The sequence below is a fragment of the Lysinibacillus sp. Bpr_S20 genome, assembly GCF_023337835.1.
Lineage (GTDB): Bacteria > Bacillota > Bacilli > Bacillales_A > Planococcaceae > Lysinibacillus.
In genome coordinates this window covers 186,147-207,586 of sequence record NZ_JALNLQ010000002.1, presented here as the reverse complement: position 1 = coordinate 207,586, position 21,440 = coordinate 186,147, and the positions used below count along the sequence as shown (strand labels likewise).

Genomic DNA, 21,440 nt, shown 5'->3' with positions numbered 1-21,440 from the left:
GATGTGCTAATCAAATGATCCAATACATCGATGAGAATGAATTCCTCCTTAAAATGTAAAAAGCCTTTTCCTGTAGAAGGAATAAAGGCTAATAAATTTCTATATCAATAATATATTAACTGTTTGAAGTGTGTGTTAATGCGGTTATGACTAATGCAGTACAGCAGTAATAGACACGTGGCTCATGGAACAGTTTATCATGCATCCGAACTTCCCAGATGAATATAAGTTAGATAGATAGAAAAACCCCATGGAATTTAACTAATTAAAGTTATATCCATGGAGCTGTAAATTACTTATTTCACGAAAGTTAGTTTATAAAGTAACACTTCTATTACTTTGTAGCTTCTTTTACTTCTTCCCATTTAGCAGCTTTTGCTTCTTCAGTATCTGTTGCAGCAACTTCTGGAGTATATTTCACTTTATATGTGAATGTGCCAGCTTTTGTATCATCAGTTGCTACAGTTTTTACAGTTACTGTAATTGTTGTAACTGCTGTTGGTACTTTACCATCTTCAAATTTTAAAGAAATTGATTTATTATCAGCATCAAGTGCAGTTACTACATCTTTATTGTCTACAGATACATCAATACCTTTTGGTAGTGCTTCTGAAGATGTGAATGCAACCTTTTCAGCATCAAATTGAAGTTTTAACTCAGCGTCTTTTTTTGCATCTTCTTTTTTAACTAATGCATTTTTTGCCTCTGCTAAATCTTTAGTTGCTTTTTCAATTTGAGCAATTGTAGCTTTAGTAGTATCTACTGCTTTTGCATCTGCTAATGCTTTTGCATATGCTGTCCATGTAGCAGGAGTATAATCACCTTCAACTAGTTTAGCATCTGCTTCTGCTTTGATTGCATCTTCTAAAGCTTTTGTTGCTTCAGCTGTAGCTTTAGCTACATCATATACTTCATCAATTTTAACTTGGTTATCCTTAGAGAAAGTAATAGAGTTGTTAGCTATAGTTACTTTTTTAACTGTACCAGCACCAGTAATTGAAGAACCAGCAACTAGTAGTTTTAAGTCATTAATAGTAGATGTTGAACCTACTGCTACGTGTTCAGGAATAGCTACAGTCACTTCATTAAGAGTAGATCCTGTTACTGTGAAAGTATTTCCATCACCATTGTTAAGAATAACATTTACTGCTCCACCAGTTGGTGCTGTTACATTTTCAACACTAAAGTCATCAACATAGTTAATGCTAGTAGATGGTGTGCCAACATCTCCAACAGTAATAGTACCATCTAATTTTAAATTCTTGATTGTAACATTTTCACCGTTAACTTTAATATTACCTTTTAATGTTGCATTACCAAAATCATAAACTTTAGCAGCTGGAGTTTGATCAGCATTGATTGTGATAGTTTTAAGAACTGAATTTGCAGAAGTTGTATCAATCGCTGATGCTTGATTTGCTTCTACATTGAATACTGCTGCTGCTGAGTTTGTTTTTTGCGTGAATGAGAATACATTTCCAATTTTTGTTGCGAATGTAGCTTCATCAACAGTTTGGTTATTATTTAAACGTAATTCATTTTCAGCATATTTTAATTCATATACAACACCATTTTTATCTGTTGCTAATAGACGGTTATTACCTGTATCAACAGCTAATAATTTACCAGTGAAGTTAGATGCGCCTTCATTTGTTAAGTTAGTGAAGATAGCAGTTGCTGATAAATTACCGAATGAAAGAGTTGATGCTGAAACGTTCGCAGTTACACGTGTACCCGCTACAGCTTCTACTTTAACAGATGCTCTACCATTTGTATCACTTTTCACAGTAACTACCTTATGGCTATCTTGGTTAATTGTACCTAAAGCACTAGTAACATTTCCATAAGTTCCTGCTTTTACAGTAGCATTGTTATATAAAGCTGTTAAATCAAATGTAGCAGTATATTCTGGAACACCTGCAACATAGTAAGGGTTATCGTTTTGGTCAACTGTTTCATAAACAAACTCTGTTTCTTCAGTAACGTTTACAGTTGTTTCTGATTCATCATCTACAGTTAGGCGAGCTTTTTCAACTTTAACATCACCAAAGTATACGATTGAACCAACTTGTTGTAAATCGTTGCTATCTAATTGACCAGCTTTGTCACCGCTATCAACAAATACAGTTGGTGTAGCGTAAGAATCTGCATCGCCTACTAATTTGAATTTAACTTGGCCTTTAGCATCTGTATTTAATAAAATTGGTGTTGGTTTATCATTTACATATTTTACTTCATGTAATTTTTTACCGATTTCATCGTAAACAAATACATTCGCTACATTGTTAGCAGTTTTAGAGTTACCTTTTGCTACAGATACATAAACAGGAGTTTTAGAACCCGCTGTTGCACCTTGTAAATCTGCTATAGTTGCAACGTATGAACGTCCACCTGTGTTACGAGGTAAATTACCTTTAGTATCTAATGTAAATGCAGTTTGATATTTAGCAGCTGCTTCTACGCCTTTTGCTTCAAGATTAATAGCTAAATTATGAGCTTTAGCGAAAGTTACAGATGGAGCTTGAGCAAATAATTCAGTTTCATCAAAGCGATTTTTCACATCTGCAGCATTAGCAACTTTTGATTGTTGGTCAACGAAAACAAATGGAGTAACTGTTGCATTGTTACCAGATAAAGTGAATGTACCTTCACCATTTTTATCTAATAAAATTTTAACTGCATTACCATTTTGAGAAGTTGTTGTCCATTGACCTGGATATCCTAAAGTATTACCAAATGCATCAGTTACAGTAACATCTTTAACTGCTTTATCTGGTGTAACATTTAAGTTTTCTTTGAAACCTAAATTCACTTGATATGGATGATTTGGATAAGATGCATTATTAACTTTTTCAGCATGGTCAAGTGCAACTTTTACTTTATAAACTTTCTTAGCACCATTATTAATAGTAGCACCTGTTGTTACTTCAGTAATCGTTAATGGTTGAATATTTGCCCAGTACACTTTAGCAAATGAACGCACAGCTGGTTTACCAGTCGCATATGCTTGTACTTCATCGCTAGTTGCTAATTGATTAGAAGTTGCTGCATAACGTGTATAAGTATAAGTAGCTACACCCTCTTCATTAGTCACTGCTTCAGCTACGATTGGTTGGTTTAAAGATCCACCTGGGTTTGGAGAATTATCTTGAGCATTTACAATGTTAAATGTTACAGGAATACCAGCTTTAGATTGACCTTCAGCAACAGCAATTTTTGCTTTTACAGTTACTTGGTTACCAAGAACGTTTTGTTGAGATTTCTCAACAACATCAATTGAAGTTGGAATTACAGCTTCGATACCTTTGAATTTACCGATTTCTTCAGCGTTAAGAGATACAGTGTACTCTTTGCCAGCTGTTTGAGGAGCAGTAGTTAAAACAACAACTTTTTTGTTAGATTGTTTTACAGCTGCGTTTTTAACTTCTAGATCTTTGATTTCGAAGTTAAGAGCTTGAATGTTTTCAACTTCTTCGTCAAACGTTACTTCAACAGTTGTGCTGTTGATAGCTTTTACAGAAGCTGAAGTTGCTACTTCAATGTTGATTGTACGGTATAAGAATGAAGCGAATTGACCGCGAGTGATAGAGTTAGCTGGGTTGAATTTTTTACCTGGTAGGGTAGTTACATTTGTTAACTCAGCATATTCTAAAGCAGTGATAGCTTCACGTTGCTCAGCAGAGAACGCTTTGTCTAGGTCAGCGATTTCGCTTGTGAATTTTTCAGCTTTGTATTCTTTTACTAGATCTAATCCATAGATTTCGTTGATAGCACGCACTAATACAACTGCCATTTGTTGACGTTGCATTTTTTGTGTGAAGTTTAAGTTGCCGTTTGAACCTTCGAATACGCCTGCTTCTTTAGAAAGAGCAGCATATTTTAATAGCTCTTTTTCAGCTGTTAACGGAAGGTCTTTGAAGTATTGTTTTGTTTCCCAGTCAGCTGGAGCTTCATAGCCTTCAGTTTCTAACCAACGGCCTAATAATTTTACTACTTGGCCACGGTTTACATCTTGATTTGGTTTGAATGTGCCATCAGCGTATCCATTGATGATACCTGCTTCAGCTAAAGCGTTGATAGCTTCTTCGTGAGAACTACCCTTTACATCTGTGAATCCTGCCGCAGAAGCAACTGGTACGATTGCAGCAGCTACTAATGTAGCTGTAGCAGCCGTTGCTACGAATTTTTTGTATTTCTTTGGTTGGTTAGCCATTGAAAAATTTCCTCCTCTAAGTTCATAAATTATGTCTCTACTACAAATACATAGAAATGCAGTAAATAAACAACTACACATAAAAGTATAGTTTGATACCTAAAAGTTGTCAATCATATTTTGGAAATGTTTCTAATTCATTTCCGGAAAAACATGGGCATGCAACTCTCTTTTACCATTGTTATCTATTTAAGACGATTTTTCAAGTGTTTTTGCACATCTTTTCCAACAATAATATGGTAAACAAGCCTTAAATGTTCAATGTTTTTACAGAAATATCTAATTAGGGGATGTAAATCCATTTTATAAGGTGTGAAAATTGGAAATCCTATTTTTTAATATGGAAATTGTAGGTGCTACATGTTTGAGGTGTTCCGGTGAAATGTATAGGAGGGATCTTTTGACAGTGCATGTATGCTTTTAAGGAGAGACTACTATTTTTAGACACGAAAAAAGCTCAAGCATCTAAATGCTTGAGCTTTTTTCGCTTGGGCTACCAACCGTTGTTTCCTTGCAGGGAATTCTATTATTTCATAGAGGAAATTCCTATACATTTACAGTCTAACACTTTCAATATAAAACAACAATACCAATTTTTAAAAATTATTGGCGTTTTTGTCTTGCCACTTCCAATAAAAATAATGGAAGCGCAATTTGACGCTTGATACGCTTAGGTTCTTTCATTAAACGATAAAACCATTCAAGGCCAAATTTTTGGAAAATTTCAGGTGCACGTTTTACTGTTCCTGCAAGTACATCGAATGATCCGCCCACACCTTGATAAATAGTTGGATGCAATTGATTGCGATTGGCATTAATCCAGTTTTCTTGCCTTGGACTTCCCATCGCTACAAAAAGTAAATCGGGTTGTGCTTCATTTATGCGGTCAATGACCTTCTGTTCGTCCTTTTCGTAGCCGTCCTGTGTGCCGACTATTTTAATAGAAGGAAATAATGATTCTAGCTTTGCTTTTGCCGCATCTGCAACACCCGGTTTTCCTCCGTAAAGGAAAATAGGCTTGCCACGTTTTGCCGCTTCTTCACAAAGCTTCATCATCATATCGACGCCTGTCACACGTTCACGGATTTGCCCTTTTTGAATTTTGGAAGCAAGGATTACACCAATGCCATCTGGAATTTGAAATTCTGCTTCGTTCAGCAGCTTCTTTAGAGCAGGGTCTTCTTTTGCCTTAATAATTTTCTCTGGATTGATGGCAACAACGAGCGCTTTTTCTTTTTTTTCAATACGCTCGAATGCCATCTCCATTAATTCATCGTAGCCTTCCGTATTGACATTGATGCCAAGTACTGTTTCTTTCATCGGTTCTTCGCATCTCCTAAAAGGTGGAACTGGAAGCCTGCTTCTTCCCATTTATCACGTTTTAAGCAGTTTTTCGTATCGAAGACGATTTTTGATTTTGCTGTGATTTCTGCAGCTTCTAATGCTTTAAATTCATTATGATCTGTTAGCACAACGATGATATCTGCATCTTTTGTCGCTTCTTCTAAGCTTTGTGTTTGTGTAGCATGTTTGTTTTCTTTAATGTGTGGATCATATGAAATAACTTCTAATCCAAGATTTTGTAACTCATCAATAACGATTGTAGATGGGCTTTCGCGCATGTCGTCTACATTTCCTTTGAAGGCTAGTCCAAGAACAGCTACTTTGCCACCAGCAATTTTGTTTTGATTTAAGATGGCTTGTGTTTGTTGTGCTGTAAAGCTTGGCATACTATCATTCGTATTACGAGATAAATGAATAAGTTGTGCTGTCTCTCCACCTAGCTCCACTAGGAACCAAGGGTCAACCGCGATACAGTGACCACCTACACCAGGCCCTGGGAAGTGAACATTTACACGTGGGTGATAGTTCGCAAATTTAATCGCTTCCCAAATGTTGACGTCTAGCTTCTCTGCTAATTTTGCAAGCTCATTGGCAAATGCAATGTTGACATCACGATACGTGTTTTCCATTACTTTTACTAGCTCAGCTGTCGTTGCATCCGTCAGGTGAATTGTCCCATTCACAAATGTTTGATAAAGCTCTTTTGTCATTTGTGCAGACTTCTCGTCAATCCCACCAACGATACGGTCGTTGTTCACTAACTCTTCAAAAATACGACCAGGAATTACACGCTCTGGTGAATGTGCTACAAATAAATCAACACCAAATTCAAGATTTGCCTTGATTAACTCTGGTAGCATAATGTGCTCTACCGTTTTCGGTGGTACTGTCGATTCAAGAATAACAAGGTTCCCTTTTTTCACGTAAGGCACGATTGAAGCCGTAGCTTGACGTACATATTCTAAATTCGCTGTATTATCAGGATTAATCGGCGACGGAACAGCCACGATAAACACATCCGCTTCCTGTGGTGTCGTTGACGCCGTTAAGAAACCTTCATCAACCGCTTTGTTCAGGCGCTCCTGCAATCCATTTTCTTCAATATGAAGTTTTTTCTCTTGAATACTTTTTACTGCTGCTGGGTTTACGTCTACCCCATGTACTTTTATGCCGTGATTGGCAAACATTACAGCCGTTGGTAAACCGATGTAGCCAAGTCCAACGACACAAATTGATTTAGTCATTTCTCTATTCTTCCTTCCGTTTTCAAAAACGAGTAGTTATATGATATGTTCTATAAATGCGTGCTGCATTTTGTTCTGCATTATAGTATACATCTTTCAAGGGAAAGTGTGAATCAATTTGTTATTTTGAAGCTGTTTTCTGTGTCCGATTAGCGAATGTTTTGTCGGATAGCGGCGAATCTTCAGGGTTTTGCGGCGTTCCTCGTTTGGTTGGCGGCGCAACTTTATCGTTTGGCGGCGGTTTTCCTTCAGTTAGCGGCGCAACTCACTCTTTTTGCGGCGAACTCCTATATATGTTGGACTGTTTGGCATAAGTCTTGTGCCTTAGCGGCGGATTTTCAAGTTTTAGCGGCGTTCCTCGTTTGGTTAGCGGCGCAACTTTATCGTTTGGCGGCGGTCTTCCTTCAGTTTGCGGCGCAACTCACTCTTTTTGCAGCGAACTCCTATATATGTTGGACTGTTTGGCATAAGTCTTGTGCCTTAGCGGCGGATTTTCAAGTTTTAGCGGCGTTCCTCGTTTGGTTGGCGGCGCAACTTTATCGTTTGGCGGCGGTCTTCCTTCAGTTAGCGGCGCAACTCACTCTTTTTGCGGCGAATTCCAATATATGCTGGACAAATGGTACTTCCTAATTCGATCTGGTCCTGTACTTGATAAATTTAATTTTTGTAAAAGCCGCTTTGCTACATACTGGCTCTCTACATTCAAAAACTCACGACAATTTCTGTTCGTTATTGTATCCCCTACTAGCATGTAATAATCCAGTAGTGCTCGTATATGTGCGTTTTTAGATATAAATTTACAGCTTTGGCAATGCCAAGTCATACGTAATTTTTGCATTCCAAACCTTCCACAGTTTTCACAATAAACACCCCGCTGCAAAGCAGAAGCATCAATTTGATAGTATGTGCAAAGCGGAAATGGCGTTCTGTGCTTCAAATGCGACAAAATGATATTTTTGATGTCTGCCATTGTTTTCGTCTCTTTGCTTGTCTCTAAGTGTTTATGTAGAAATATGGGCAGCTCTTTTGCCATGATAATTGGCAACCGTCCGTCCTCTCGATGAATATTTACATTATTAAAAGGAAACACAACGGCTCCATAAATAGGTATCGAAACCTGTTGGGTATTGAAGAAATGCTTCACACCTTGCATATACTGTTCAAGCTGAACTTCAGGATGCGTAAAAACGTGAACCTCTCCAGAATCCGATGTCCGAATGAGCTGGCGGGGATCATTTTTAAAATGTACAATTCCTCGAATATTTTTAATTTCCAAAAGAATGATAGCGTTGGGGACAATGAGTAAAATATCAATTTGCATGGGAAGAACAGAGGGAAGTGTTACATTGTGGAGAATGTAGCAATCATTGAGCAGTGCAATTTGCTGTAGTTCCTTCATAACATACTGCTCACCATAATCACCCGCTTCTTTATTTTTAAGTTCCTGCTGAAGCTGGTGATATTGCGGGTGCGTGGGCTGTAACCGATTCACAAGTGCTTGAAGTCCTGTAGTCAACGGGGATGGTGCGAAGGATTTTATGATCAATCCATTCTCTCCTTTTCTATTTAAATTTTGTTAGGTTTATAGCGGATTCAGGATCCTTCCAGCGATTATAGCACATTTTACAGCAGTTTTGTGATTTAATCAGCTATTTTTCGTGTTTTGTCGGCGATTATTTCACTTTTATCGGCGATGGTCTCTTCTTTATCGGCGATTGTACATTTTTTATCAGTGGCTTTCACTTTTTACGCCACGTAAAAAAGGAATCTCCTTTAGTATCGGGGATTCCTTCCGCTGTCGAGTAGTTGTAGGATTGATTGTGCTTGTTGCATGTGCATTGCTAGTACGTATTGACTTGCTTGCATGAGGATTTGTGCTTTTACCATGTTCATCATTTCTTTGGCGATGTCGGCGTCTCGGATGCGGGATTCGGCGTCTTGTAAGTTTTCTGCTGTGTTTACGTTTGCATTATAGGCGTGTTCTAGGCGATTTTGGTAGGCACCTAGTCTTGAGCGCTCGCTTGATACACGTTTTAAGGCTTCGTCCATTGTGGAAATTGCGTGATTGGCATCGTCACGAGTGGCGATGGATGTCGTATCGTCCAAGCCAAGTGCTCCAGCCCCCATACCGTTAATAAACAGCTCGATGCTTTGACCTGCGTTGGCACCTGCCTGAATTTTAATACCGTTTGTAGCATAATCCCCATCTAGTAATGTCTTGGTGTTAAACTCAGTGTCTTTCGAGATGCGCTGAATTTCTTTTTTTAATTCTTGAAATTCCATATCGAGTTTCTCACGGTCACTATCTGTTAATGTATCGTTCGAGGCCTGTACTGCGAGCTCGCGCATGCGCTGAATCATATCATGTACTTCATTTAGTGCACCTTCAGCTGTTTGAACGAGTGAAATACCGTCTTGGATATTTTTTGCTGCCATGTTCAATCCGCGAATTTGCGCACGCATTTTTTCGGAAATCGCAAGTCCCGCTGGATCATCCGCAGCACTATTGATACGGTAACCTGAAGAAATTCGAAGCATTGCCTTGTTCATTGCACTGTAATGTCTATTCATATTATTTAAAATTGACAACCCCGTTGCTGACCATTTTCCAAACATCATTTCACCACCCCCTATTGTTGTTTATTTCGGTCTTTGTTCAATTCTTTTAAGTTTATTTTGGTAATTTAGTAGGTTGTATATAGTAATAAATTTTAATCCATTTCCAAATTTCAAACTTTAGACTCAATTACATATAAAAGCACCCGCTTTTCGTAATTGAAAAGTAGGTGCTTACTTATTGAAATACCGTGTATTCAATTTTCGAATCCTCCGAGTTGATGGTTCTTTTGTTGTAGTAATTCAAAAAAGAGCGCTTTATTATTATCTAGTAATGCCTGGTCGATTAAATGATCAATGTTTTTTTGCTCCAATTCAGTAATGAGTTGATCTACTTCCCCTACAGTCACTGAAGAAACAAGTGGTAACTGTGGTTTGGGAGTAGCGTTTTCAAGAATCGGTGCTAGATGCTCATGAACATTTGTAATTAATAATAATTGATATAATGGCAGTCGGATAAAACGATTTCCTTTTTGGAAAACAAATACTTCAGATATATTTTCAATTTGCTGTGTATTCAAGTTGATAATCATCTCTTTACCTTCGATGGGAATGAAATGGAAAATCTCATTCTCTTTTAAAATAGAGAAATATTGATAAGCAAACACGAGACGGAGTTTGTCTCCAGTGATTTTTGTGTAAAATGGTTTCATATATTGAACTTGCATCATCCTTCATCCCTCCCTATTTATCTGATTATTCAGATTTTAACACATATTAATTATCTTGTTAACTATCTTCTCCTTGATTTTTGTCTTTCAAATCATTCAGCTTATCATGTACGCATTTTAATCGTATAATGGAAGGACAGTCTTTTTTCCTTCATACTTTAATGCCCACTAGCTATACATTTTGAAAGGAGTGAGGTTATGGCATTGTCTATTGCCCAATTAGCTAAGGAACACCAAGAGTTTATCCTTACTAGAATACAGGAAGCTGAACAGGCGTTACATCCTTCCTCTACTGAAGACGAAGAGCTAGTGCGTCGTGCTGTTTTTTCAGTGCGCAATAAATCAGTTGTCTTTGAACGTTTTAATGGAGCGAGTTCTACATTATATGCAAGCGTACAGGATGTCAGACCTGCTTCTGTAGAAATTGATTTTGCCAATGAGGAGTTGCGCTGTAACTGTCCTCAGCTGAAATGGTGTAGACATCAGGTTGGCGCATTGCTTGCCCTTTATCAGTATTTTGATTCCGTACAAAATTGGTCAGGTGCTTGGCGCGCCAAAAAATCAGTGCAATTAAAATCATTGGCAGATGAACGGAGTCCAGAAAGCTGGCGATTGATGGTCAATGAAGTCATGAAACGTTTATTACCACCTGGACGTATTCTTGAAGGGTATGGTCTTTCCGCTATACGGACAGATGCATTGGAACGACTTCAACGGCATATGCCTTTCGAACGTGAGTGGCAGCCACTTTATAAGCTTTTCATGGAACTATCCATCTTTAATACAATATGGCGTCATTTAAATGAAACAAAAGGACATTCATTGGATTCTCCTTATATGAAATATTTTATTGATCAAAGTGTTCAATCATTGGAGGGTACACTGACCGAGCTAACTGGTCGATCACGTCTTTTTGCTACTGACCCATTTTATGATGCAATTCAGGAATTAGTGAGAGAGCTTTTATTAGAACGACAAGGCTTATTTGCTGATCGACTTCAAATATATATGTTGCTTTGGGCGGTGCTTTTTTATGAAAAGCCGCGTCGTGAACAGGAATTAGCACTTATAAATAACCTTGAAAATCCTTCAGCTGAGATTTCCTTGCAGTCATTAAAACTGCTATTTTATGTGCTGCTACAAAAAGAAAGTTTATTACTGGAAAGCATTGCACATATTGATGGACAACATATGCAGGATCTATTTGAGCTGGCTACTTTTGCAAAACGTGCTGGCGAATCACATGCACAGTCCATTATTTTACGCGCGATGCTACCATTTACCGAAGTCTTTTTACAGCAAACTGTGCCGGTTGTAAAACGTGCTCAATATGTAAAGCAATTTCAGCTTTTATACGAAGACATACAGCTTACAGAAGAACAGGAAGCAACCTTATATAGTGCATTTGGTGTTTATGGACTCCAACCGTTTTCGTTCTTTCTTATTAAAAAAGGACGTTATCGTGAATGGGCTGCCCTTCATCAGCTGAACCTCTCCTCTCTTTCTTATTTAGAAATGTGTGGATTAAAGGATGTGCTTCAGGTTGCGCCTGCAACAGTATTGCCTTTATATCATCTATATGCCATGACGGAAATTACACAAAAATCACGTATGAACTACAAGCAGGCTGTACGAATCTGGAAAAGTATGCGCAGTGCAGCAAAGCGTGCTGGTAAAACTGCTTATTTTGAGACATATATGCAAACAATTCGTGCAGAGTATAAACGACTTCGTGCATTACAGGAAGAAATTGAGAAAGGAAACTTAGTATGATGACTATGAATGCTCCTTCCCCGTTTTCAAAAAAATTACAGCTTCGTATTAATGCAGCACAGGAAGGATATTTTACGTTACAGGGATTTACTGCTGATGGTGCAGCAATGGAAACAGAATCACTCATTTCTTCATTATTTTTTAACTATGAAGTGAATGTCTATGGTTTATTAACCAATCGTTCAGAACTTACGATTGACGTTTCATCCTCTGAGCTCCTTGATATTTTTTCAAAGCGCTATGTGCATCCTTTTATTGAATGGCAAGGTGTGAACGCAGAAAGTCAGGTGTTGCTAGAAAAAGCGTCCGCTTTACAAACGTATTGGCAGGAGCCCTCGCTCTGGTCACACGTAGTTATTGCTGATGATTTTTCTACACTAACATTTCCTCTAGACGGGGTAGATACAGCTTTATTAGAAACGGCCGTACAGCAAAAACTGGCGCAAGCAGGTCTTGTACTGTCTGATTTACCAAAGCTAACGCCATTTTTCTTACGTGGGGGTTGGCCATTAGAGCAAGAACGACAGGCAGGAGCAGTTACTGTCTCCCTACGCTTAAGTGAGCCTGAGGAAGATTCAGAAGTATGGCTATTAGAAACAGTACTTAGTACGGCAACAGCCAAAAACTACTGGACGCCTGCTATGCGAAAGCAATCTCTGCCAATCGCTGACGCTCTACCGGCGAAGTGGCAATTGTATGCTGATGCTATTGAACAACAACAAGGACAAATTGTAGATCTTCTTTCTATTGAAGATTTACGTAGCGATATTTTCATCCGTGTGATGCTTGAAGATTTACAAGTTCGAGCATTTTTACGTGAGGATTTAGCAAGATTACAGGCACTCGGCTTTGATGTTGTATTGCCAGCTTGGCTTAAAGATTTGAAACAATCCAAAATGCGTGTTCGCGTAAGTACTGGCAATGTAGCGACAAAGAAGGTTGCTGGATTAGATGATATTTTAACGTTCAAATGGCAATTTTCTATGAATGGACAGTCCATTTCACCTGAACAATTTAAAAAGCTTGTGGATGAGAAACGTGAATTCATTCGCATTGGTACTGAATGGTTTCGAGTCGATGCGAACTGGATGCAAGAAATGCGTGCATTGATGCAGCAGGCAGAAGATGAAAGCTGGACTGTTCGTGAATTATTATTCCGTGAGCTACCAGAGGATTTATCCTTACCTCTTGAAGAAGAGGATGCCGATGATGCAATGCGAGATGACCCGCTTTTTGCATTCGAATTACAAAAATCGCTTAAATCCTATATGGAGCAGCTTCAGGAGAAAAAAGGACTTCCTACCGTACAGATTCCTACATTATTGCAGGCAGAATTACGTCCTTATCAGCATGAGGGCTTTGAATGGCTTGTCTTCATGCGCGAACAAGGCTTTGGTGCATGCCTAGCTGATGATATGGGTCTTGGTAAAACGGTTCAGCTTATTTCATATTTGCTTCATCTTTCTGAAACTACTGAGGATACAAAGCCATCCATCATCATTTGCCCTACGTCCGTACTAGGCAACTGGCAAAAGGAACTTGCGCGTTTTGCTCCTTCCTTGCGTGTGCATACGCATTATCAGGCAAATCGAGCAAAGGAGGATGCTTTTAAACAGCTTGTAGAAAGCGAAAAACCTCATGTGATTTTATCTACCTATGGCACGGTATCACAGGATGCTGAGTTTTTACAAGTTGTTGAATGGGCAACAGTTGTACTAGATGAAGCTCAAAATATTAAAAATATGCAAACGCTACAATCAAGAGCTATTCGTAAATTAAATGGTACACATCATATTGCTTTAACGGGTACACCTGTGGAAAACCGTTTATCGGAGCTATGGGCCATTTTCGACTTTATCCATAAAGGCTATTTAGGTAGCTTCGGTCGCTTTAATGAAGAATTTATTTTACCGATAGAACGAGATGAGTCTGAGTCACATAAACAGAAGTTACGTGCAAAAATTCAACCGTTTTTACTTCGCCGTACAAAACGTGACCCACACTTACAGCTTAACTTACCTGATAAACAAGAGTCTCATGAGTATTGCCCATTAACAACTGAGCAAGCATCTTTATACGAGGGATATATATTAGAGACGCTCGATCAGCTGGAGCAATTAACAGGCTTCCAAAAAAAGGGACGCGTCTTAAAAATGCTTAGTAAGTTAAAGCAATTATGTAATCATCCTGCCTTGTATTTAAAAGAACCTTTCGAGGATGCCGAATCCATGCTAACTCGTTCTACGAAATTAGAACGCATCGTGCAAATGGCTACAGAAATCGTGGACAACGGCGAGCAGTGCCTCATTTTCACCCAATATATTGGGATGGGGCAATTACTACAGCATTGTTTTAGTGAACTATATAATATTGATGCACCGTTCTTAACAGGTGCGATGCCTAAGCAGCAGCGTGACCGCTTAGTAGAGACTTTTCAGGCAGGAGATTTCCCAATATTTATCCTTTCCTTAAAAGCAGGTGGAACAGGGCTAAATTTAACAGCGGCAAATCATGTATTACACGCAGATCGCTGGTGGAATCCCGCCGTTGAAAATCAAGCAACTGACCGTGCCTATCGAATTGGCCAAACACAATTTGTGCAAGTGCATAAGTTTGTGACAATCGGTACTATCGAAGAGAAAATCGATAAAATGCTTGCCCAAAAATCTGCATTATCAGAAGAACTCATTCAATCAAGCCAATGGTTAACTGAGTTAGAAGATGACGAACTCCGTGATTTAATGAAGCTTGATTTTTAATGTTAAAAGCGCCAAGAGCCCAAGTGTTCTTGGCGCTTTTTTCAGTGGATCTTACTGTTACTTCTTCCCTACTTACTTCATATTTATATTTAGTTGTGTTTAAAAGGCTCATTGCTGTGCGGTCTTCAGCAATGAACTACGTTATGAAAGGTGTACATCATTCCTTTCTAAATTGATTACGGTGCAAGTATAGAAGGAGAATGGCGGATCAGACAACAACTTGTTACTTGTCACTTGCCCCGTATGTACCCTTTAGGACTGCTATATTACTGGTAATTGTACTTCTGCCTCAGGTAGCACAAAATCCTTTAAGCCTTCCTGCTCATCAGATTGCTTTGACGGTACTGTAGCCTCGTCACTATCCCTTGGCTTAAGCTGATAAAATCGGACATCTTCTACGACTACTTCTGTTATAAAAACCTTTGCGCTTTCTTCATTTACAAATGATCGTGATTGAATACGACCATTTGCCCCGATTAATGAGCCTTTCCCGCAATATTTGACGATATGCTCTGCAAGCCTTCCCCATACTGTACAGAGAATAAAGTCAGCATCCACTTCCCCACGGCTGTTTTTGTAATTGCGATTAATGGCTAACGAAAAATGTGCTTGCACGCGATTTCCAGATAAGTGTCGTAACACTGGATCCTTTGTTAACCTTCCGACCAGTCCGACTTGGTTCATCGATTCACCTCCTTTGCTTTGGATTGCTCTCATCTTACAAAAATTGATCCTGCGTTGGCAAAAGTCGATTTTTATCATTTCCCTTAGTTTTTAATCATAAATTGGATATATTGAAGCTTTTCCTTTTCAATTATTGAATAATTTTTCAGGCCGAATGCTTTTCGCTGTAATGACAAATGCTACTTGTTGAAATAGGCAATTTCGCTGTTTTTGCAGTTTGTGTGACAACACAGCATTAACCCTACAGAGCTAATTGAATATGTTATACTAAAAAAGATGACCGACTTAGGAGGATATTACATAATGAAAACATTTAAGATGCTTTCCTTTGACCTTGTCACAAAAGACGGCATGCAACCTTTCCCTTTAGTCGATGGAATTATTATTAACCAGGAAAATAGCCATCAATCTTGGATTCTTGAACTGTTTATGGATCAGCAATATCGTTCAACTTTTGATGAACTTTTAGCGAATGCTACTGTTTTTCATGTACGTGCAGTTATTTCATTTCCAGATAATGAGCCTGCCCCTTTCCAAGTTGTCGTACATACAGTTGAAGAAATTGGCGAGCACGTCTCTGTTCTTTTAAAAGGAACACTAAAGACAAAACGCTCGAAATATGCCGAACAATTACTTGCCGAGTTACTAGCTGAGGGTGTTACTTTAGAGAATCTATTGGACCGCTTCTCACACGATATGAAAGAACGACCAAAACTCAAAAATGATTGAACTTGAATTTAACGATGCAAAATCTGCATCGTTATTTTTTATTGGACAGGTAGAAATTTTAAGGTAAAATACGATGTAAAAATTATAGGAGGTAACTACACTTGCACATTGCTATTAGGGAAAAGCCTGTAAAATTATTGTGGCTTGAGGCTTTAAAGAGGCGGTTGTTCGAAGAGGATCCTGATTTTGGCTTTTATCATGAGCAATTTAGAAGATTGGATGCTGGCTTTGCTGGTGAGAAGAGAGTTGACCGTGAATGGCATGAATTAATATGTCCGTATACTTTTTCAGTGTTACATAATTTAATTCTGATAAATTCTGCACAGCATTCACATCAACTCGATACCCTTTTCATTTGCAGTCACTTTATGTTAATTGTTGAAATCAAGAATATTAACGGACGTCTAGATTTTGACGATTTTACTCATCAATGTATTCGAACGAAACCAAATGGAACTGTCGAAGGATTTCCCAATGCCATCACGCAGACCCAACGACATATGCAATTTCTTAAAGTTATTTTCCAAAACTATTCTCTTCCCATTGAGGGTGCGGTTATCATTTCGAATCCCTCTGCTATCATTGCTAGTCACCCAAATACAATTCCGATTTTCCATGTTTCAGGACTTCAAAAACATCTAAATTCCCTTTTTGAAAAATATACAAAAACCATTTTAAGCAATGAACAGTTAACGCAGATTACTCAACAACTTCTTACTAGAAATCAACCATCCAAAGTTCCGACTTCTATTGATCCATCACGATTTCGCCAAGGCGTGCTTTGTCCGAAATGCCAATACAAATCTCAAATGCATTATGCTCGCGGGATTTGGAGATGTTCGTCCTGTCAATATGCAAGCGAAGAAATATTTGCTGAAGCCCTACAAGATTATCGATACTTAGTAAAGCCGACGATTACCAACAAACAGTTACGTGAATTTTTCGATATTCCTTCCAGTGATGCAGCCAATCGCTTACTTAGAAAGTTTCAATTTCCCTATACAGGTTCTTATAAAAATCGTGTTTATCACTTACCCGAAAATTTAGTGGACTATATGAAGCCATTTTTCCGCTCTTCCTAGGGATTTCGTATGGCTGAATACCCTTGCTTCGCGGGTATTTACCTTTGATTCGCGGGTATTTATCCTTACTCCGCGGGTATTTGCCCTTGTTTCGCGGGTATTTACTTGCTCCGCGGATATTCACCTTTGATTCGCGGGTATTTACCCTTGCTCCGCGGGTATTTACTTGCTTCGCGGGTATTTGCCCTTGCTTCGCGGGTATTCACCTTTGATTCGCGGGTATTTACTTGCTCCGCGGGTATTCACCTTTGATTCGCGGGTATTTACTTGCTCCTCGGGTATTTGCCCTTGTTTCGCGGGTATTCACCTTCGATTCGCGGGTATTTACCCTTGTTTCGCGGGTATTTGCCCTTGTTTCGCGGGTATTTATCCTTGCTTCGCGGGTATCCCTTGCTTCGCGGATATTCACCTTTGCTCCGCGGGTATTTGCCCTTGCTTCGCGGGTATTCACCTTTGATTCGCGGGTATTTACTTGCTCCGCAGGTATTTACCTTTGATTCGCGGGTATTCTCCTTTGCTCCGCGGGTATTCTCCCTTGCTCCGCGGGTATTCTCCCTTGCTCCGCGGGTATTCATCCTTGCTCCGCGGGTATTCACTCACCCTCACTTCGCGAAATGAAAAAAGAGTGTTTCCATGGTTGGAAACACTCTTTTTTATATTATCGCGTTACTTTCTCTTCAACGACCTTTTCTTTAACTACGCCATTTGCATTAGGAACGTTGTTATAGCCATTTGTGCTGTTTATATCAGCATTTGTTCCTGGTGTTGTCGTTCCTGGTACTGTTGTTGTACCTGGTGTTGTTGTTCTTGGTGCAGTTGTACCTGGTGTTGTAGCTTCTGGAAGTACAGTGTTACGGTTAACACCATTAACGTCACGGTTGTAAACGTCATTTCTTTCTTCCACTTTCTCAACACCTCGGCGAACGTCGTGTTTAACGTTCTCGACTGGTCTTGTTTCAACTGCTCTGTTTCCCCAGTTACAACCTCCAAGGAATAAAGCAGAAAAAAGAATAACTGTCAAAAATGACATTTTCCACATATGAAAAAACCTCCTTTCCTCGGTGCTATGTCATCAAATACAATGTGTGTATTTGTGATCCTACATAGATTGCCCGGGAAAGGAGGGAACTATCCGATTTTTGTACAAACTATTTTTGTTTTTCTTTTAACAATTGTTCAATGTATGCTGCTTCTGCTTTACAGCTGAATTTATAATTTGTACCAAGCTCTTTTTGCAAGGCCTCGATTGTTTCAATTTGCTTAGCTGTTGGTTCTTCATTTAAAATTTTGGCAATTACTTCATCGATTTTTTTGGCCATTTCTTCATGGAATTCAGTACTCATTAAAACATCTGCTGGGATTTTTTCGATCCATGCGGCATTTTCTTGAAAATACGTTTGCCAGCTAGCAATGAAGTCTTCCATAGAAAAACGCTCTTCTTTCCAATCAATACTTGCTAAGTACGATTCAAAAGATGTGGAAATCGAACGTGTAATGCTAATTTTAACACCTGAAGACAATTCCTTATACATCTATTTAATCCTCCTACGTTTCAAACAAAACTAAAATTACATGTATTTCAATTTACAATCACATATATGCCATTGCATTTTCTATAAAAAATCTAAATTAATCTATTAAAAAGATTAACAGTAAAAACATAATTCGACATCATTATTTTATATCTTTTATCCTATAATTGCAAATTAAGCCTGTTTTGGTTGTTCAGGCCCAATGGCAAAAAGAATATCCGCTTCACATACTAGTTCTCCATCGACTGTCGCAACGCCATGACCTTTGCCCATTACTCCACGTAGTTTCACGAATTCAACCTCTAAGCGAAGTTGGTCTCCCGGTACTACTTGGCGCTTGAATCGACAATTATCAATACCCGTCAAGAAAGCTAGTCGACCTTTGAATTCCTCTGCGTTTAATAACGCTACACCACCCACTTGTGCCAGTGCCTCTACAATTAAAACGCCAGGCATTACTGGATAGCCTGGGAAATGTCCATTAAAAAAGTCCTCGTTCATCGAAACATTTTTTAAACCGACTGCACGCTTGCCTTCTTCTAATTCAACGATTCGATCCACGAATAAAAAAGGATAGCGGTGTGGTAAAATTGCTTGAATTTGCTCTGCTGTTAACATTTCTTTTCCCCCTTATATCAATTTCGCCTTGGCGTCATTGCATCCAGATTTTATCTTCATGCAATAAATGTTACAAAACATTTGCTGCATGAAGATAAAGCTATGTAAATACAAAGTATGGTAAAGAATAATTTTATTCTTTACCATTCATAATATCAAATATATGCTGCCATGTTTCTGGTTTGAAGACGTCCACGGCTCTACCTTGTCCAATTACACTATAGCCAAACATTGCACCTAAAACTGCGGCAATAACAACTAAGATGATAATAAGTACAACGCGTAGCCAAATCGGAATCAGCCGTATTTGCACCCAGCGAACCTCTTGTTGCTCTCCATTTGAGCCGTGTTCCTTCTCTTCTGGTGGCGTATCGGTTTCTTTTGTTTGCATAGAACCTCGACTTGAATCGTTTGTCATAGATTGTACTCCTCTTCATTACTTACTAAACAGTAATATCGGATTGACTATCGAATACCATTAATGAGCCCAAGCATTTGGTCTGCTAAAGTTACAGCTCTTGCATTGAATTGATAAGAACGCTGTGTCTGAATTAAATCCGTCATTTCCTTTGAAAGATTTACATTCGACATTTCTAGCGAACCGCTCTGCATGCCAATTTGCTGACGATTTGCTCCTCGTAATTCAGTGACAACTTCAGCTTGTGTATATCCAAGCTGAGCTAGGTTATCCGGAAGTCCAACATAGGCGCCAGAAATTTTCTCCATTAGCTGTGGCTTTTGGAATTCTGTCACTGCTACATCAGTACGAATAATATCTCCATTTGGATATGCTGCCTCTAATACGCCACCATCACGGATCGCGAAACTCTTCACATTATCTGGTAATGTAATCGCTTGTCCTGTTGAGTTTGCCAATGGATATCCATCTGCAGTTACAACCATTACTGTTCCATTATTTAATGGTGATAAATAAAAGTCACCTTGACGAGTATACACTGTTTTTGTGCCATTTTCACCTTCTGGCATTAAAATATTGAAATATTGCTTTGGTTTTGTAAAAGCAAAATCAAGGTCACGATTCGTTGTTTGTAGAGAGCCTTGCTTTTGATTTGATTGGATTTGTCCAAGCATTGCGCCTGAACCATAACGGATACCAACTGGTGATTGTCGGTCAGCTCGGTCTTGCTTGTCATTATTAAATTGCTGATAAAGCAATTCATTGAATGTAGCTTCTTGCGTTTTATAGCCGAGTGTATTGCTATTGGCAATGTTATTACTAATTGTGTCTAGTTTATTTTGTAATTGCCCCATTGTGTTTGTTGCAGTCATCATTGTACGTAGCATGTTCAAACGCCTCCAGTTCGCCTATTATACTTTCCCGATTTCATTAGCAGCCTTCTCCATGCTGCGATCATAAGCCTGTAACACTTTTTGGTTAGCTTCGAAAGCACGGTATGCTGTCATTAAATCAGTCATTGTGCGACTAGAATCTACGTTTGAGCCTTCTAGATAATTTTGACGCAGTGTAAAGGATACGCCATTGGCACCGTAAGCTGTCGGTAAGTTATCACCGTTTTCAGTGCGAATTAAGCCATTATCCTGTTTACGTAGCATGTTCGGATTCGCTGAAAATGATACTCCAACACGAGCAACTTGCTGATTACCAACATAGATTGCCCCGTTCTCATCTAGGCGAAAATCATCATTCGGTAGTTGGATGCGTTGACCTCTATCTGATAACACATACAGCCCCTGTGGATTTACTAAATAGCCTTGACCATCTAATGTAAAATTCCCGTTGCGAGTATATGCTTCGCCACCATCAGGATGTGCTAAACGGAAGAAAATAGATCCAGCAGTACCATCTTCATTTTGTGGTAAGTTTCCATCGATCAAAGCCATATCTGTCGTGAAATCAGTGTTATAGATTTGGCCTTGTATGTAATTTGGTAATGTTTCTTGCATATAAATCCCTGTGTTTAATGCGCCCACTTGACTCATATATTGAGAGCCTGCTTGCTGATTAGCAGGTGCATTTGTTTTTCCTACACTCGACATGAGCATGTCGGGGAATGAGCGAATTGTTGATTGGTCTGCTTTAAATCCTGGTGTATTCGCATTTGATAAATTATTGGTTAGTAATTCTGTTCGTCTTTGTTGTGCAATCATACCAGTTGCAACTGTATAAAACCCTTTAAACAAAGGAATCACCTC

Annotated in this window: 17 protein-coding genes; 4 read left to right on the top strand and 13 right to left on the bottom strand. The window is 38.8% G+C overall.

What is annotated here, in order from left to right; genetic code table 11:
* Positions 1–334 precede the first annotated feature (334 nt).
* The 6 genes from MWJ95_RS05585 to MWJ95_RS05560 all read right to left on the bottom strand — a co-directional run bounded on the left by MWJ95_RS05585 (position 335) and on the right by MWJ95_RS05560 (position 10,088).
* A complete protein-coding gene (locus MWJ95_RS05585) occupies positions 335–4,213 on the bottom strand; it encodes an S-layer homology domain-containing protein (protein WP_249104682.1) in 3,879 nt (1,292 codons plus the stop codon).
* Between the two features lie 603 nt (positions 4,214–4,816).
* Positions 4,817–5,533, bottom strand: coding sequence for a WecB/TagA/CpsF family glycosyltransferase (locus tag MWJ95_RS05580; protein WP_249104680.1), 717 nt, complete (start codon positions 5,531–5,533; stop codon positions 4,817–4,819).
* Positions 5,530–6,801 (bottom strand): nucleotide sugar dehydrogenase, encoded by a 1,272-nt coding sequence (locus tag MWJ95_RS05575; protein ID WP_249076312.1) that lies wholly within the window; start codon positions 6,799–6,801, stop codon positions 5,530–5,532. Before MWJ95_RS05575 ends, MWJ95_RS05580 begins: the two co-directional genes overlap by 4 nt.
* A 577-nt stretch (positions 6,802–7,378) precedes the next feature.
* Positions 7,379–8,347, bottom strand: a complete 969-nt coding sequence (locus tag MWJ95_RS05570; RefSeq protein WP_249104678.1) for a nuclease-related domain-containing protein — start codon at positions 8,345–8,347, stop codon at positions 7,379–7,381.
* A 227-nt stretch (positions 8,348–8,574) separates the two neighbouring features.
* Entirely contained in the window at positions 8,575–9,417 is an 843-nt protein-coding gene (locus tag MWJ95_RS05565) for a flagellin N-terminal helical domain-containing protein (protein WP_249104927.1), read from the bottom strand.
* Between the two features lie 197 nt (positions 9,418–9,614).
* Positions 9,615–10,088: an IDEAL domain-containing protein gene (locus MWJ95_RS05560; RefSeq protein WP_249076308.1), complete on the bottom strand. Its 474-nt coding sequence runs from the start codon at positions 10,086–10,088 to the stop codon at positions 9,615–9,617.
* A gap of 198 nt (positions 10,089–10,286) precedes the next feature.
* Between MWJ95_RS05560 and MWJ95_RS05555 the strand changes: the two genes are divergently transcribed.
* Together MWJ95_RS05555 and MWJ95_RS05550 are read left to right on the top strand one after the other, a co-directional pair.
* A complete protein-coding gene (locus MWJ95_RS05555; protein WP_249104677.1) occupies positions 10,287–11,861 on the top strand; it encodes a hypothetical protein in 1,575 nt (524 codons plus the stop codon).
* The gene (locus MWJ95_RS05550) at positions 11,858–14,620 is read left to right on the top strand and encodes a DEAD/DEAH box helicase (RefSeq protein ID WP_249104675.1); all 2,763 of its coding nucleotides are present in this window, start codon (positions 11,858–11,860) and stop codon (positions 14,618–14,620) included. The genes MWJ95_RS05555 and MWJ95_RS05550 overlap by 4 nt, the downstream gene beginning before the upstream one ends.
* A 261-nt stretch (positions 14,621–14,881) precedes the next feature.
* Here MWJ95_RS05550 and MWJ95_RS05545 read toward each other — a convergent pair whose 3' ends face one another.
* Positions 14,882–15,304, bottom strand: a complete 423-nt coding sequence (locus tag MWJ95_RS05545) for a single-stranded DNA-binding protein (RefSeq protein WP_249076304.1) — start codon at positions 15,302–15,304, stop codon at positions 14,882–14,884.
* 303 nt (positions 15,305–15,607) lie between these two features.
* Between MWJ95_RS05545 and MWJ95_RS05540 the strand changes: the two genes are divergently transcribed.
* Together MWJ95_RS05540 and MWJ95_RS05535 are read left to right on the top strand one after the other, a co-directional pair.
* On the top strand, positions 15,608–16,033 hold the full coding sequence (locus MWJ95_RS05540) for a YwpF-like family protein (RefSeq protein WP_249076303.1): 426 nt from the start codon (positions 15,608–15,610) through the stop codon (positions 16,031–16,033).
* Positions 16,034–16,134: 101 nt separating this feature from the next.
* Entirely contained in the window at positions 16,135–17,115 is a 981-nt protein-coding gene (locus MWJ95_RS05535) for an NERD domain-containing protein (RefSeq protein WP_249076302.1), read from the top strand.
* Positions 17,116–17,773: 658 nt separating this feature from the next.
* On the opposite strand, the gene MWJ95_RS05530 is transcribed toward MWJ95_RS05535, so the two are convergent.
* The 6 genes from MWJ95_RS05530 to MWJ95_RS05505 form a co-directional block, all read right to left on the bottom strand.
* On the bottom strand, positions 17,774–18,154 hold the full coding sequence (locus MWJ95_RS05530; protein WP_249075134.1) for a hypothetical protein: 381 nt from the start codon (positions 18,152–18,154) through the stop codon (positions 17,774–17,776).
* A 109-nt stretch (positions 18,155–18,263) separates the two neighbouring features.
* Positions 18,264–18,647, bottom strand: coding sequence for a hypothetical protein (locus tag MWJ95_RS05525; RefSeq protein WP_249075135.1), 384 nt, complete (start codon positions 18,645–18,647; stop codon positions 18,264–18,266).
* Between the two features lie 174 nt (positions 18,648–18,821).
* Positions 18,822–19,265, bottom strand: a complete 444-nt coding sequence (gene fabZ, locus MWJ95_RS05520; RefSeq protein WP_249075136.1) for a 3-hydroxyacyl-ACP dehydratase FabZ — start codon at positions 19,263–19,265, stop codon at positions 18,822–18,824.
* A gap of 133 nt (positions 19,266–19,398) precedes the next feature.
* Entirely contained in the window at positions 19,399–19,683 is a 285-nt protein-coding gene (locus MWJ95_RS05515) for a DNA-directed RNA polymerase subunit beta (RefSeq protein ID WP_249075137.1), read from the bottom strand.
* A 47-nt stretch (positions 19,684–19,730) separates the two neighbouring features.
* Positions 19,731–20,570 (bottom strand): flagellar hook-basal body protein, encoded by an 840-nt coding sequence (locus tag MWJ95_RS05510; RefSeq protein ID WP_249075138.1) that lies wholly within the window; start codon positions 20,568–20,570, stop codon positions 19,731–19,733.
* 24 nt (positions 20,571–20,594) lie between these two features.
* Entirely contained in the window at positions 20,595–21,428 is an 834-nt protein-coding gene (locus tag MWJ95_RS05505) for a flagellar hook-basal body protein (RefSeq protein WP_249075139.1), read from the bottom strand.
* Positions 21,429–21,440 lie beyond the last annotated feature (12 nt).